The organism is Rhodococcus sp. NPDC056960, from assembly GCF_042674125.1.
Classification (GTDB): Bacteria; Actinomycetota; Actinomycetes; order Mycobacteriales; family Mycobacteriaceae; genus Rhodococcus_F.
Map to the genome: position 1 here is coordinate 58277 of NZ_JBHURF010000012.1, position 15301 is coordinate 73577.

11 protein-coding genes are annotated in these 15301 nt (G+C 69.3%); 6 read left to right on the plus strand and 5 right to left on the minus strand.

Annotation, left to right across the window (positions count from 1 at the left end; genetic code table 11):
- Positions 1-70 precede the first annotated feature (70 nt).
- Entirely contained in the window at positions 71-2557 is a 2487-nt protein-coding gene (pcrA, locus tag ACFTWF_RS20145) for a DNA helicase PcrA (protein WP_378462944.1), read from the minus strand.
- Between the two features lie 274 nt (positions 2558-2831).
- Between pcrA and ACFTWF_RS20150 the strand changes: the two genes are divergently transcribed.
- Positions 2832-3128 carry a chorismate mutase gene (locus ACFTWF_RS20150; protein WP_185728282.1) on the plus strand — a complete coding sequence of 99 codons (297 nt, stop codon included), beginning with the start codon at positions 2832-2834 and terminating at the stop codon, positions 3126-3128.
- Between the two features lie 69 nt (positions 3129-3197).
- On the opposite strand, the gene ACFTWF_RS20155 is transcribed toward ACFTWF_RS20150, so the two are convergent.
- The gene (locus ACFTWF_RS20155; protein WP_378462945.1) at positions 3198-4652 is read right to left on the minus strand and encodes an NAD-dependent succinate-semialdehyde dehydrogenase; all 1455 of its coding nucleotides are present in this window, start codon (positions 4650-4652) and stop codon (positions 3198-3200) included.
- Positions 4653-4721: 69 nt separating this feature from the next.
- On the opposite strand from ACFTWF_RS20155, the gene pgi reads away from it, so the two are divergent.
- A complete protein-coding gene (pgi, locus tag ACFTWF_RS20160) occupies positions 4722-6374 on the plus strand; it encodes a glucose-6-phosphate isomerase (RefSeq protein WP_378462946.1) in 1653 nt (550 codons plus the stop codon).
- A 1-nt stretch (position 6375) separates the two neighbouring features.
- On the opposite strand, the gene ACFTWF_RS20165 is transcribed toward pgi, so the two are convergent.
- A complete protein-coding gene (locus ACFTWF_RS20165; RefSeq protein ID WP_378462947.1) occupies positions 6376-7155 on the minus strand; it encodes an FAD:protein FMN transferase in 780 nt (259 codons plus the stop codon).
- Between the two features lie 104 nt (positions 7156-7259).
- On the opposite strand from ACFTWF_RS20165, the gene ACFTWF_RS20170 reads away from it, so the two are divergent.
- The gene (locus tag ACFTWF_RS20170; protein ID WP_378462948.1) at positions 7260-8519 is read left to right on the plus strand and encodes a hypothetical protein; all 1260 of its coding nucleotides are present in this window, start codon (positions 7260-7262) and stop codon (positions 8517-8519) included.
- A gap of 3 nt (positions 8520-8522) precedes the next feature.
- Here the strand turns inward: ACFTWF_RS20170 and ACFTWF_RS20175 are convergent, their stop codons facing one another.
- Entirely contained in the window at positions 8523-9887 is a 1365-nt protein-coding gene (locus ACFTWF_RS20175) for an NAD(P)/FAD-dependent oxidoreductase (RefSeq protein WP_378462949.1), read from the minus strand.
- Between the two features lie 9 nt (positions 9888-9896).
- A complete protein-coding gene (locus ACFTWF_RS20180) occupies positions 9897-10649 on the minus strand; it encodes an SDR family oxidoreductase (RefSeq protein ID WP_378462950.1) in 753 nt (250 codons plus the stop codon).
- 89 nt (positions 10650-10738) lie between these two features.
- Between ACFTWF_RS20180 and ACFTWF_RS20185 the strand changes: the two genes are divergently transcribed.
- Genes ACFTWF_RS20185 through ACFTWF_RS20195 form a run of 3 tightly spaced genes read left to right on the plus strand, consistent with a single transcriptional unit; the run spans position 10739 to position 15216 of the window.
- Positions 10739-12172 (plus strand): dihydrolipoyl dehydrogenase family protein, encoded by a 1434-nt coding sequence (locus tag ACFTWF_RS20185; protein ID WP_378462951.1) that lies wholly within the window; start codon positions 10739-10741, stop codon positions 12170-12172.
- A 48-nt stretch (positions 12173-12220) separates the two neighbouring features.
- Positions 12221-13750, plus strand: a complete 1530-nt coding sequence (locus ACFTWF_RS20190; protein WP_378462952.1) for a carboxylesterase/lipase family protein — start codon at positions 12221-12223, stop codon at positions 13748-13750.
- Positions 13747-15216: a carboxylesterase/lipase family protein gene (locus ACFTWF_RS20195; protein WP_378462953.1), complete on the plus strand. Its 1470-nt coding sequence runs from the start codon at positions 13747-13749 to the stop codon at positions 15214-15216. The genes ACFTWF_RS20190 and ACFTWF_RS20195 overlap by 4 nt, the downstream gene beginning before the upstream one ends.
- Positions 15217-15301: the final 85 nt, after the last annotated feature.

Here is a 15301-nt window from a genome sequence, read left to right on the forward strand (position 1 = left end):
TCCCGGCATCACCCGGACAAATACGACTGCGGCGCATGCCATTGCATGCGCCGCAGTCGTTTTCGTGTCTCTACAGCTTGACCATCGGGACGCCACCGATCAGCATCAGCCGGACCTTGCCCGCGCTGCCGAAGTCGATCGTGACCGTCGCCGTCGGGCCTGCGCCCTTGGTCTCGAGAACCGTGCCGAGGCCGTACTTGTCGTGGCTGACCCGGTCGCCGACCGCGAGGACCAGGTTGTTGTTGCGGGAGCGCGCGGCACCGAAACTCGGGGTGCCGGCCGAACCGCCGCCGTACCCGGAGCCGCCGCCGAAGCCTTGACCGCCGTACCCCGATCCCCGCGCCCGGCCGCCGCCGATCGCGCCGCCCGAACCGATACGCGGTCCCGGGTCCTCACGACGCCAGTGCAGGAGGTCCGACGGAATCTCCTGCAGGAAACGCGACTCGGGGTTCTGGATGGGCTGCCCCCACGCCGACCGCATGACCGCGCGCGTCAGGTACAGCCGCTGCCGGGCGCGAGTGATGCCCACGTACGCGAGCCGCCGCTCCTCCGACAGCTCGGCGGGGTCGCCGAGCGCCCGCATGTGCGGGAACTGGCCGTCTTCCCACCCGGTGACGAAGACGACGGGAAACTCGAGCCCCTTTGCGGTGTGCAGGGTCATCAGGGTGACGACGCCCTCGTCGTTGTCCGGCAGCTGATCGGAGTCGGCGACCAGGGAGACCCGTTCGAGGAAGGCGGCGAGGGAACCGGGGTCGGGCTCGCCGTCGCGGGCGTCGACGTCGCCGTCCTCGGGCGGTTCGACGAGTCCGGCCGCATTCCGCGCATCGGAGCTGAACTCACGGGCCACGCTGACGAGTTCGTTGAGGTTGTCGAGTCGCGCCCCGTCCTGCGGGTCGCTGCTCGCCGCGAGCTCGGCGCGGTAGCCCGTCCGATCCAGGACGGCCTCGACGACGTCACCGATGTCGCCGAGCTGATCGGGCACGACGTCGTCGGCGGTCGTCTCGGGTGGCAGTAGGACCCGCAGTCCGTCCATGAGCTCGAGGAAGGCCGCGATGGCCTTCTGGGAGCGGGTGTTCAGCAGCGGCACCCGGCCCTCCCCACCGTCGCGCAGCGCCTCGGCGAAGCTGATGCCCCGCTGTTCGGAGTGCACGGCCACGCATGCCTCGGCGCGGTCTCCGATGCCGCGGCGCGGGGTGTTGAGGATCCGGCGGAGGCTGACGGTGTCGTCCTCGTTGGCGAGGACCCGGAGGTACGCGACGACGTCGCGTACCTCCTTGCGCTCGTAGAACCGCACGCCGCCGACGACCTTGTACGGCACGCCGAGCCGGATGAAGATCTCCTCCAGGGCGCGGGACGAGTTGTTGGTGCGGTAGAACACTGCGACGTCGGCGAACTTGGTGTCGCCGGAGTCGACGAGCTTGTCGATCTCGGATGCCACGAACGACGCCTCGTCGTGCTCGTTGTCCGCGACGTAGCCGGTGATGAGTTCGCCCTCGCCGGAGTCGGTCCACAGCCGCTTCTCGCGACGACCGGTGTTCTTCGAGATCACCGAGTTGGCCGCCGACAGGATGTTCTGGGTGGAGCGGTAGTTCTGCTCCAGCAGGATGGTCCGGGCGTCCGGGTAGTCGCGCTCGAACTCCTCGATGTTGCGGATCGTGGCACCGCGGAACGCGTAGATCGACTGATCCGCGTCGCCCACCACGCACAGCTCGGCGGGGGCGACCCGATGGTCCGCGTCCTCACCGTCCGCGGTTCCGCCGACCAGCTCACGTACCAGCATGTACTGGGCGTGGTTCGTGTCCTGGTACTCGTCGACGAGCACGTGGCGGAACCGGCGGCGGTAGTACTCGGCCACCTGCGGGAACGCCTGCAGCATCGCGACCGTCTCGCCGATCAGGTCGTCGAAGTCCAGTGCGTTCGCCGAACGCAGCCGCTGCTGGTAGTGCCCGTACACCTTGGCGATCAGTCTCGGCAGTTCCGCCGGATCCTTGTCGGCGTCGGCGCTCGCCTGCTCCGGATCGACGAGTTCGTTCTTGAGATTGGAGATGTGGGTGGCGAGCAGTCGCGCCGAGTAGCGCTTGGTGTCGATGTCCAGATCCTTGGCGATCATCGTCAGCAGGCGCCGCGAATCGTCCGCGTCGTAGATGGAGAAGTTCGAGTTGAGACCGGGCAGCAGCGCCGCCTGCGCCCGCAGGATCCGCACGCAGCTCGAGTGGAACGTGGACACCCACATGCTGTTGGCGCGCGGCCCGACGAGGTGGGCGACCCGCTCCCGCATCTCCGCCGCGGCCTTGTTGGTGAACGTGATGGCCAGGATCTGACCGGGCATCACCCCCCGCTCTGCCAGCAGATAGGCGATGCGCCGGGTGAGCACCGCCGTCTTGCCCGAGCCTGCACCCGCGACGATCAGCAGCGGAGAACCGGCGTGCACGACCGCTTCCCGCTGCTGTGGGTTGAGGCCCTGGAGGAGGTCGTCGGACCCTGCGCGGGCGGGAGTGGCGGCGCGCGGAGTGGTCTCGACGCTCGTGGGAGAAGCCGTGCCGGAGATAGTGTTCATCGCCTATCAAACTTACCGGCGTGTACCGACAGCGTCACAGTCGCTTGGCCTGCGCGGTACCGCCATGGCAAACTGGTACACATGTTCAGACCGTCGTCGCGCCCCCTGTGGCGATTTCTTTACGGGTACCGGCCTCCGGTGCCCGTGATCTGAACAGCTCACGAGCCCCGAGGTCCGCACCGGATCCGGGGCTTTTTTCGTCAAACGAGCCTGGATCGGTAACGACTCGAGCCTTAACAACGATCCAAGTATCTGACAAGAGGGAGACGAACCAATGAGCACTCAGACCGTCGCATCAGCCGCCAAGGACACCGCTGTTCCCACCAGCGAGGCCGAGATCGAGGTACTCCGCCAGGAGATCGACAAGCTCGACGCCGAGATTCTCGCCGCCATCAAGCGCCGCGCGGAGGTCTCACAGCTCATCGGCCGCACCCGGATGGCGTCCGGCGGTCCCCGCCTCGTCCACAGCCGTGAGATGAAGGTGCTCGAGCGGTTCAACGAGCTCGGCCAGGAAGGCCACACGCTCGCCATGCTGCTGCTGCGCCTCGGGCGCGGCCGCCTCGGTCACTGAGTTCGTCCTCGTTCACCGAGTTCGTCCTCGGGTCACCGAGTTGGCCCGCCCGTTCACCGACGGCGGTCGTTACGGCTCGAGTGCCACGTATTTGGTGTCCAGGTACTCCTCGATGCCTTCACTGCCCCCTTCGCGCCCGAAGCCTGATGCTTTGACGCCGCCGAAGGGGGCAGCGGTGTCAGAGATGACCCCGCGGTTGACGCCGACCATCCCCGACTCGATGGCGTCGGCGACGCGGAGGGCACGATCCAGATCTCTTGTGAAGATGTACGACGCCAGACCGAACTCGGTGTCGTTGGCCGCGGCGATTCCCTCCTCCTCGGTGTCGAAGCCGGCGATCGCGACCACCGGTCCGAACACTTCCTCTTTCAGGATCCGGGCCTGGGCGGGGATCTCGTCCAGCACCGTCGCCGGGTAGAAGTAGCCCGGACCTTCCGGTGCGACGCCGCCGAGCCGCACCCGGGCGCCCGCGCCGACGGCGTCCTGCACGAGTTCCCCGACCTTCTCGAGTTGATCCGCGTTGATCAGCGGGCCGAGCGTCGTGTCGGGGTCCGTGCCGGGGCCGAGTGTGTACGACGACAGCTTGTCGACGAGCTTGGCGGTGAATTCCTCGCGCACGCTGTTCGCGACGTGGAAACGGTTGGCCGCGGTGCAGGCCTCGCCGCCGTTGCGCATCTTCGCGAGGACGGCGCCCGCCACCGCCTTGTCGACGTCCGCGTCGTCGAACACGACGAAGGGCGCGTTTCCGCCGAGTTCCATGGAGGTGCGCAGCAGCCCCTTCGCCGACTTCTCGACGAGCATCCGTCCGACGCCGGTCGAGCCGGTGAACGTGAGCTTCCGCAGTCGCGGGTCGTCGAGGAGCGGACCGGTCACCTCCCCCGACTTCGACGTCGGCAGCACCGACAGCACGCCCTTCGGCAGTCCCGCGTCCGCCATGACGTCGGCGAGCAGCAGCATCGTCAGCGGGGTCTCGGAGGCGGGTTTGACGATCATCGTGCAGCCGGCAGCCAGAGCGGGCCCGATCTTGCGGGTGCCCATCGCGAGCGGGAAGTTCCACGGCGTGATCGCCAGACATGGCCCGACGGGTTGCTTGGTGACGAGAATGCGTCCGTTGCCCGCGGGAGCCGGTGTGTAGCGGCCGGCGATACGCACGGCTTCCTCGCTGAACCACCGGAAGAATTCGGCGCCGTATTTCACCTCCGCCGCGCTCTCCGGCAGCGCCTTGCCCATCTCCAGCGTCATCAGCAGGGCGAAGTCGTCGGCCCGCGCGGTGAGCTTCTCGAACACCGCGCGCAGCAGTTCGCCCCGCTCCCGCGCCGGAGTCGCCGCCCACTCGCCCGCTGCCGCGACCGCGGCGTCGAGCGCTTTCATCGCGTCGGCAGGGCTTGCGTCGGAGACCTCGGTGAGGGCGTCACCGGTGGCCGGGTCGAAAACGGTGAACGTGGCGCCGTTCTCGGCCTCGCACTTCTCGCCGCCGAGGAAGAGGGTGGTGGGGACGGTTCGTATGAGTTCGACAGCATCCATGACGTCCATCATGCGCCGCACCGAAGTTCACACGGAAGTTTCGACGCGCGGGCATTAAGCTCAAATCTCGTGAGCTCAGACATCACCGGAACCGCTGCCTGGCAGAAATTGCGTGATCATCACGCTCAAATTCAGTCGGTCCATCTTCGAGAACTCTTCGAGAAGGACCCGGCGCGCGGCCAGGAACTCACCGTCTCCGCCGGCGATCTGTACATCGACTACAGCAAGCACCGCCTCGACCGCGACGCCCTCGGATTGCTCCTCGAACTGGCGCGCACCGCGGACGTGGAGGCACGCCGCGACGCGATGTTCGCGGGCGAGCACATCAACACGTCGGAAGACCGCGCTGTCCTCCACACCGCGCTGAGGCTGCCCGCCGACGCGTCCCTGGTGGTCGACGGGCAGGGCGTGGTGGCGGACGTCCACGACGTCCTCGATCGCATGGGCGACTTCACTGATCGCGTGCGTTCCGGCGAATGGCGCGGCGCCACGGGCGAGCGAATCAAGACCGTCGTCAACATCGGCATCGGCGGCTCGGACCTGGGACCGGTCATGGTGTACCGCGCGCTGCGGCACTACGCCGACGCCGGTATCAGCGTCCGGTTCATCTCCAACGTCGACCCCTCCGACCTGGTGCGCAGCTTGCAGGGCCTCGACCCGGCCACCACCCTGTTCATCGTGGCGTCCAAGACGTTCTCGACGCTCGAGACGCTCACCAACGCGACCGCCGCGCGGCGGTGGCTGCTCGCCGGTCTCGGCCTCGGAAACGAAGCCGTCGCAAAGCATTTCGTCGCCGTCTCGACGCACGCGGATCGGGTGGCGGAGTTCGGCATCGACACCGCCAACATGTTCGGGTTCTGGGATTGGGTGGGCGGCCGGTACTCGGTCGATTCCGCCATCGGACTGTCGGTGATGGCGGCCATCGGCCGGGAGCGGTTCGCGGAGTTCCTCGCCGGGTTCCATGCCGTGGACGAGCATTTCCGGACCGCGCCGCTCGAGGAGAACGCGCCGGTCCTGCTCGGGCTGATCGGGCTGTGGTACTCGAACTTCTTCGGCGCCGAATCCCGTGCGGTACTACCGTATTCCAACGACCTGGTGCGATTCCCGGCATACCTGCAGCAGCTGACGATGGAGTCGAACGGAAAGTCGGTACGCGCCGACGGCTCCCCCGTCCCCACGTCCACGGGTGAGATCTTCTGGGGCGAACCGGGAACCAACGGCCAGCACGCCTTCTACCAACTCCTGCACCAGGGCACCCGGCTCGTCCCCTCCGACTTCATCGGTTTCGGCGAGCCCACCGACGACCTGCCCACCGCCGACGGCACGGGCAGCATGCACGATCTGCTGATGAGCAACTTCTTCGCCCAGACGAAGGTCCTGGCGTTCGGGAAGACGGCCGAGGAGATCGCCGCCGAGGGCACACCCGAGCATCTGGTGCCGCACAAGGTGATGCCCGGCAACCGGCCGTCCACCACGATCCTCGCGCCCAAGCTCACGCCGTCGGTGATCGGACAGCTGATCGCCCTGTACGAGCACCAGGTGTTCGTCGAGGGCGTGGTGTGGGGCATCGACTCGTTCGACCAGTGGGGCGTGGAGCTCGGCAAGACCCAGGCCGTCGAGCTGCAGCCGGTACTGACCGCAGCGGATGAACCCGCCGCGCAGAGCGATTCGTCGACGGACAGTCTGGTGCGCTGGTACCGCCGTCAGCGCGGACGGGCCTGATTCACCAGCTCTCGGTGGTGTAGACCCGGCCCGAACGATCCACCAGCCGGGCACGCAGTTCGTGCTGCTCGATCCACCGGATCGCACCGATCCCCCGGGACAGGGCGGCGATGCTGGCCGCGTACGCCCAGAGCGCGTCGTCGGCGATCACCGTCACCGTCTCCCATTCGGTGACGGTGGGCGGTTCGGTGAGCGGCGGCCCGAACGCCGTCGCCATCGCGGTCCCGTTCACCAACTCCACCTCGCCGTCGCCGGGCACCGGGATCTGCCAACCGCCCGCCGGGCAGTGGCCTGCCGTCGCGACGACGTCGCCGATACGCACGGCGGCCCCGCACTCGAGTTGCCGGGCCACCAGTTCCGCCGCCCGATCCACGGTGTCGGCCTTCGCGGTGTCGGTGATGTCGAACGACGCACCCCACGGCGCGAACACGACGTCGTCGTCGATCTGGACGTCGAGGAAACTGGGCGCCGGATGCACGGTGGGGATCAGGTCCTCGTCGGCGGATTCGGTGGCGAGCGGATTCACCACACCGTCCGTCATCCGCGCGGCCCACAGTGCCGAACGCAGCAGTGCCGACATTCGCCTGCTGACCTTCACCGGGGCGCCCTGCGAAAGGTTGACCGCATGGATCTCGGCGTCGCCGCGGTGGATGTCGCAGACCGATTCGGCCTCGTCGATGACGGCCGCGATCAACGCCGCGGCCTCCGGAAGGGCGGCGCCCTCGGTGACGTCGACCTCCACGACGGAACCCCACACCTTCCATTTCTCGACGCTAACCATGGTGTTCTCCGTGTGCGGTCCGAACAGCGCTGCAGTTCCAGTATGCGCTGGTTGTCCAGAGGCCGGCGTGCCGCGACGGTCCCGCCCGGTCGTACACTTCGCTGGTGAGCGCCCGATTGAGCGTCGTCGACGAGATGTTCCTGCGCACCCACCGGGGGTTCGGAACGCCGATCGTGATGCAGGGACTGTGGCGCACCGACGGCCGGGTGGCGGCCGCGGCCCTCGACGAGCTGACCGCGGAACTCGCCCGTGGGCCACTGGGCCGGCGGGTGGTGCGTCCGCGGATCCCCGGCGCGCGGCCCAGGTTCGAGCCCAGTTCCGACGCCTTTCCCGTCGAATATTCCGAGATCGAGGGCCGGGCGGTTCTCGCATGGGCGGACGAGCAGGGTGCGCTGCGGGTGGACCCCGAGCGTGGTCCCGGCTGGCGTCTGGCCTGCGCACGACCGGCGGACGGCGGCACGGTGCTGTCGCTGGTGTGTTCGCATGTGATCGCGGACGCGCGGGGTCTGGCGGCGGCCATCGAAGCTGCGCTGCAGGGCGGGCAACCGCCGGATCCCGGAGGTGGCGCCGGAACCGTCGCGGACATGTGGGACGCGACCCGGCTCGCCCGCCGCGTGACGGAGGGGACGGCGCGTGCGGTCGCCGGTCTCGCGGTGAGCGGGAGCCGCCGCGCCGAACTGCGCCGCTTCCTGCACGTGAGTGGGAATGCGTCCCCCGGCACACATTGCCACTCACCTGTGTCGGCGGTGCTGGACGTGGACGCAGACCGGTGGGACGCCGCCGCCGATCGGGCAGGCGGCACCCCCAACAGCCTGTTCCTGGCCGTGGTGGCCGAGGTGGCGCGGCGAGACGGCGAATCCCGGCCGCTCACCATCAGCGTGCCGATGGATCTCCGCGGCCGCGACCACGCGCCGGGCACCGCCAACTCCGTCGCGATGGTCGAGGTGGACGTGTCCCCGCGGGACACGGTCGCCGACGTGCGGGCGGCGAGCCGGGCGGCGTTCGCCGCACCCACGATGACCAGTCCCGCCGGCTTCCCGGAGGAAATGCTGCAACTGGTCCCCGACCGGGTGGCGCACGCTCTGACCGGCAACCCCGGCGAGCGCGACGTGTTGTGTTCCAACGTCGGGCCGCTCCCCGAAGCGCTCGCGTCGGTGGGCGGTCACCGGGCCACCGGAATCGTCACCCGCGCCGTGCACCCGGGTGTCGTGACCAGCCGCACCCGGCTGTCCGCCTACCTCAGTGTCTTCGGAGGCCGCTACACGCTCGCGCTGGAGTCCCTGGACAGTCCGGGACGCGCGGCGCTCCGCGAGCGGGCGGAGAACGTCCTCGCCGGGTACGGGCTCACCGCGCGGGGCTGGTGAGGGCTACGACCCTGACGTGAGATCGGTGTACGGCTGCCGCGCCGACTCCGGATCCCCGTAGGTGATGGCCCGCTCCCGGCGAGTCTTCGACGCCAGCGTGACGCCCCAGTTGAGCAGGGTGCCGAACCGGTTGCGGTACCCGGCGAGGAACGCGATGTGGATAGCACCCCAGAACACCCAGCCCAGGAACCCGGACATCCGGATCGGACCGGCCTGGAGCAGCGCATGCCTGCGGGCGATGTAGGCCGCGCTCCCCAGGTCGCGGTATTTGAAGGGTTTGCGGTCGGTCATCCCACCGGTGACGATGCGGGCGATGCACCCTGCGGCGTGCCTGCCGCCCTGCATCGCGACCTCGGCCACGCCGGGGAGCTCGTTCAGCGACATCAGGTCGCCGACCACCCACACATTGGGGTGACCGGGCACGGTCAGATCGGCTTCGACGGCGATGCGCCCACTCTGAACCTGCTTCACGCCCAACGCATCCGCGAGAACCGCGGCGAACGGCACGGCCTCGACGCCCGCGGTCCACAGGATCGTGCGGGCCCCGTACCGCTTCTTGGTGTGGGCCGCGTTCTTGGCCGTCGTCTCGATGCTGGTCTCGCAGACGTCGGTGACGTGCACACCGAGGTGCGTTTCGACGCCGACCTTGTCGAGGGTGCGCTGCGCGGCCGCCGACAGCTTCCGGTTGAACGACGGAAGGACGCGATCGCCGCCGTGGAACAGCAGCACCCGCGCCTCGCAGGGGTCGATGGACTGGAATTCGTTGGCGAGGGCGTGCATCGCGAGTTCCCGGATCTGGCCCGCCAATTCGACTCCGGTCGGCCCGCCGCCGGCAACGGCGAACGTCAGCCACGGTCGGCGCTCCTCCGCGGTGGGCAGCGATTCGGCCATCTCGAAGGCGGAGATCAGTTTTCGCCGGATGGCGAGCGCGTCGTCGAGGGTCTTCATTCCCGGCGCCCACTGGATGTACTCGTCGTGCCCGTGGTACGACTGCCGCATGCCCGCCGCGACGATCAGGTAGTCGTAGGGGAGGTCGAACGTGGACCCGTCGAATCGGCTGGCGGTCAGGACCCGACGGTGGGCGTCGATCGCGCGCGCCTCGCCGAGGGCGACGTGGACATTGTGGTTGCCGCGGAGCAGGTGGCGCAGCGGACTGCTGATCTCCCCCTCGGACAGCAAACCCGTCGCGCATTGGTAGAGCAGCGGCTGGAAGACGTGGCTGGTACCCCGATCGAGCAGGGTGACGTCGACGTCCGTGTCGCGAAACCGCCGGGCCGCGTAGATACCACCGAATCCTCCGCCGATGATGACGACGCGTGGTCGTGAACGCTGCAGGCCGAGGGACGAGGATTCCTGGGCGGTCGTCATAGGTCAGTCCTACACGAAGCGGGAGGTCCATGCATGAGGAAGGAACCGCAATGCGAGGTCGATTCCTCGCCACCGGATGCCTGGGAGCGCGGCGCGGTTCGTCTCCTTCTCGATGGCCGCGACCATCGCGTCGACGCCCTCGTCCAGGGTTGCCGTCAACGTGGCGCTGTCGCCGGCCCGGCCCGACATGTCGGTGGCGATGTACCCGGGCAGCAGGGTGGTCACCGCGACCGGACTCTTCACGAGTTCCGCGGTCAGCGCCTCGCCGAGGGCCGACACTCCCGCCTTGCTCGCGGAATACGCCGCCTTCGGTCCGGGCAGTCCCCGATCGGCGCTGATCGAGGACACCAGCACGAGGTGGCCGGAGTTCTGTTCGCGGAAGATCGCGAGGGCGGCCTCGCACTGGGACAGCGCACCGACGAAGTTGGTGCGCGCGGTGGCGAGATTGGCGTCGGCCCGGCCCGTACCGATCTTGGCGCCCTTGCCGAGTCCGGCGTTGACGATCACGCGGTCGAGTCCGTTCAGTTCGTCGCGCAGTGCACCGAAGACCCGGACGACGGCGTCGTGGTCGGTGACGTCGAGTTCGCGGACGGCGACGACGATTCCAGGGTGCGCCGCCTGCAATTCGTCTCTCAGCGATTCGAGCCGGTCGAGGCGCCGCGCACACAGCGCGAGGTCCCGTCCCTGGGCCGCGAACCGACGCGCCATCTCCTCACCGAGCCCCGAGCTGGCGCCGGTGATCAGGATCTTCCGACGTGTCATTCCGCCACAGTATCTACCCGCGGGTAACAACGCGAGGGGCACGCCGGAAGCTCTGACATCCGGCACCCGACCGGCTTACCGTTACAGGCATGACTGACTCGGGGAGCAGCGCGGAAGAGTTCGATGTCATCGTGATCGGGGGCGGCCCTGCGGGTGAGAACGCGGCGAGTTACGCGATCGCCGGCAGCGACCGGACCGTGGCGCTGATCGAACACGAACTCGTCGGCGGCGAATGCTCCTACTGGGCCTGCATGCCCAGCAAGGCGCTGCTGCGACCCGGCGAGGTCCTCGGTGCGGCGCGCAACATGCCCGGGGTGTCCGCCGGCGCACTCGACGTCGATGCCGTGCTGGCACGGCGCGACTCGTTCACCAACAACCACGACGACTCGTCTCAGGTGATGTGGGCCGACTCCCAGGGCATCGACGTCATCCGCGGTTCCGCGCGCATCACCGGCGAGCGCTCGGTGACGGTCGGCGGAACCCGGGAACTGCATGCCCGGCACGCGGTCGTCGTCGCGACCGGAACGACAGCGGCGGTCCCCGGCACCCCCGGCCTGCGCGCGGCGTTGCCGTGGATCTCGCGGGACGCCACCAATCTGAGGGAGATCCCGCGCCGTGCCGTGGTGATCGGCGGCGGCGTGGTGGCGTGCGAGAGCGCGACGTGGCTGCTGGACCTCGGCGTGGAGGAACTGACGATGGTGGTGCGCGGCCGCGCGCTGCTCCCGAAGAATGAACCGTTCGCCGGCGAACTGGTGGCCCGGTCACTGGAGAAGAAGGGTGCGCGGATCCTGTTCGGGGCGGATCTCCGCGGGGTCGAACGGCCCGATGCGCGGGACACCGGCATCGGCCGCATTCACGGCGGACCGGTGACCCTGGACGTGGCGGGCCGGGATCCCCTCGTCGCCGACGAGATCGTCGTGGCCACCGGGCGCACCCCCGCGACCGCCGCACTCGGGCTCGATGAGCGACTGCTGAACTCCCACGGATACCTCGAGACCGACGACCATCTCACGACGGCGGACGGGTGGTTGTACGCCGTCGGAGACGCCAACGGTCGCGCACTGCTCACCCACATGGGCAAGTACCAGGGCCGCGTCTGCGGCGACGTGATCGCCGCCCGCGCCGAGGGCAGACCGCTCGACGGGTCCCGGTTCCGCGCGACGGCCGACCACGGACAGGTTCCGCAGGTGGTGTTCGCCGACCCGGAGGTCTCGGCCGTCGGGATCACCGAGCAGGAGGCGCGCGACGCGGGCGTGGATGTCGAGACCCTGGAGGTCGACATCGCCGTCGCCGGTTCGTCGCTGGCCCGCGACGATTTCAGCGGACACGCCAAGCTGGTGATCGACCGGGCCACCGACACCCTGGTCGGGGCGACGTTCGCGGGCACCGATGTGGGCGAACTCATCCACGCGGCCACCGTCGCGCTGGTCGGGAAGGTGCCGCTCGACGCACTGTGGCACGCGGTCCCGTCGTACCCGACGGTGAGCGAGGTGTGGCTGCGACTGCTCGAGGCGAGGCGCTGACCGGGCGGAAGGGGCGCCCGCTCGTCCGGTCTCCGTATAGTCGCCGACATGGCGTCTGACACTCTCACGACCGACACACTGGTGAGGACGGCCGACGGGGCGGTCCGCGGCCGGCGTATCGGCGACCTGATCGCGTGGCGGGGAATTCCGTACGCGGCTCCCCCGGTCGGCCCGCTGCGGTTGCGCGCACCCCAGCCGGTCGCGCCGTGGTCCGATGAGCTCGACGCCACCGAGTTCGGTGACGCCGCAGTCCAGCACAAGAAGTTCACCGCGCTGCGGCCGGGCAAATATCAGCCGAGCAGCGAGAACTGCCTGACGCTCAACGTGCTGGCCACCCCCGGCACGTCCGGGGCGCGGCCGGTGATGGTGTTCATCCACGGCGGCGCGTACACGCTCGGGATGTCGGCGACCGCCCTGTACGGGGGCGAGTCTCTCGTGCGGCGCGGCGACGTGGTGTACGTGTCGATCAACTACCGCCTCGGGTCGCTGGGCTACCTCGACTTCACCCAGTTCTCCACCCCCGAACGGCCTTTCGACTCCAACCTCGGTCTCCGCGATCAGGTCGCGGCACTCGGATGGGTGCAACGCAACATCGCCGAATTCGGCGGCGACCCCGACAACGTCACCCTCTTCGGCGAATCCGCGGGCGCCAACGCCGTCACCACCCTGATGACCACCCCCGCCGCGAAGGGCCTGTTCGCGCGGGCCATCTCAGAGAGTTCCGCCCCCGGACTGGTCACCACGGCGGAGCGGGCGGCCCGCTGGGCGTCCGACTACATCACGCTGCTCGGGGCCGAATCCGGCACTGCCGCAGACGCACTCGGTTCGTCACCCGTCGGCGCGCTGGGCCGGGCCGGTAACCGCCTCGCCGCCAAGGTGCTGTCGGAGACGCCGGGACTGCACCCGTTCGGACCCGTCATCGACGGCGACTTCCTGCCCGAACCGCCGCTCGACGCGTTCGCCGACGGCTCGGCGCACCGGGTTCCGCTGATCATCGGCACCAACGCCCGGGAGGGCACCCTGTTCCCGAAGGTGCTGGACGCCCTGCCGACCGACCCCGACCGGATCGGACGGATGTTCGCGCTCACCGACCCGGCCGCCGAGGCCCGCGTCACCGCGGCGTACCCGGGCTATCCGGCACCGGACGCGGCGGTCGATCTGGGCGGCGACCTGACGTTCTGGAAGCCGTCGATCGAACTGGCCCAGGCGCATTCCGTGTATGCCCCCACCTACAGTTACCGTTTCGACTTCGCGCCGCGCGCGATGAAGTGGCTCGGCCTCGACGCCACGCACGGTTTCGAGTTGTTCGCCGTGTTCGACATCGCGGACAGCCTGATCGGCCGCGGCCTCACCCTCCCGGGTGGGCGACGCGGACTGAGGGACGTGACGGATACCGTGCAGCGCCACTGGCTGCACTTCGCTTCGCAGGGAGCACCGTTGGCGTCGTGGCCCCTGTACGACACAGACCGGAGGGCAACACTCGTGTTCGACACCGTCACCACCGTCCAGGACGACCCGCGCCGCGAGCGCAGGCTGGCCTGGGAGGGGTACGAAGGCTATTACGGGCAGGGCCTGTGAGCCGTCTCGAGATCGACACCGAGGCCGGCGCCGTCGGAGGGCGCCGGATCGACGACCTGATCGCGTGGCGGGGCATCCCCTACGCCGCTCCCCCCGTCGGGCCTCTGCGGTTGCGGGCCCCGCAACCGGTCGAGCCGTGGTCGGATGTCCGGCGGACGTTCCATTTCGGACCGCCCGCGCCGCAGCCGAGTGGGGATTCCCACGAGGATTGTCTGACCCTCAACGTGCTCGCTCCGGCGTCGGAATCGGCAGCACCGCGACCGGTGATGGTGTTCATCCACGGCGGCGCCTACTCCGGGGGCAGCGCGTCCTCGTCGCTGTACGGCGGCCACAGCCTGGTCCGCGGCGGCGACATCGTGTACGTGTCCATCAATTACCGCCTCGGGTCGCTGGGCTACCTCGACTTCACCCAGTTCTCCACCCCCGAACGGCCTTTCGACTCCAACCTCGGTCTCCGCGATCAGGTCGCGGCACTCGGATGGGTGCAACGCAACATCGCCGAATTCGGCGGCGACCCCGACAACGTCACCCTCTTCGGCGAATCCGCGGGCGCCAACGCCGTCACCACCCTGATGACCACCCCCGCCGCGAAGGGCCTGTTCGCGCGCGCCATCGCCGAGAGCCCACCCGTCGCGTCCGCGTATCACCCGGAGCGGGCCGCGCGCTGGTCGCGCGAGTTCCTCGAGATCGCCGCGGTGCCGGTGTCCGAGGCCGCGGCCTGGCTCGAGTCCGCGGATCCCGCGGAGTTCGTCGAGGCGGGCGCCACCCTGGCGCGCCGGGGCGCCGACGAGGAACCGGGAACCCGCGCGTTCGCGCCCGTCGTCGACGGATTCTTCCTGCCCACCCATCCGCTGGATTGTTTCGAGTCCGGTTCCGGACATCCGATTCCCCTGATCATCGGCACGAACAGCCACGAGGGCCGGGTCTTTCCCCGGTTTCTGAACATCCTGCCTACGGATCCGCCGCGTATCGACAAGATGTTCTCGCACGTGGATCCGTCCGTGAAGGAACGGGCCATCGCCGCGTACCCCGGCTATCCCGGTCGCCGGGCGGCCGCGGACCTCGGCGGCGACGTGACGTTCTGGGAACCGTCCGTTCTCTGTGCGCAGGGCCACACGACGGTCGCACCGACCTACAGCTACCGGTACGACTTCGCACCCCGGTTGCTGCGGGTCCTCGGACTGGGCGCCACCCACGCGACGGAGCTGTACGCGGTGTTCGGGTTGACCGGACCGTGGGCGCGGGCACTGACCGCGCTCGGTGGCCGCCGCGGGTTGCGGGCGGTCATCGACACCGTTCAGACGCACTGGTTGCATTTCGCCCGGTACGGGACGCCCGCACCGGGTTGGCCTCGCTATTCGCCCGAGCGCCGGGAGACGCTCATCATCGACGACACGAGCCGGGTCGAGAACGACCCACGGGGTGAGCGCCGCCGGGCCTGGCTGGGCTACGAGCACCGGCGCTGAGGCGGACGGGCGGGGTCCGCGGTGCTGCCTTGCCGGTTTCGGTTCCTCGGCCCCCGCCCCCGCTGTTCGTTCCACGGTGCCGCCC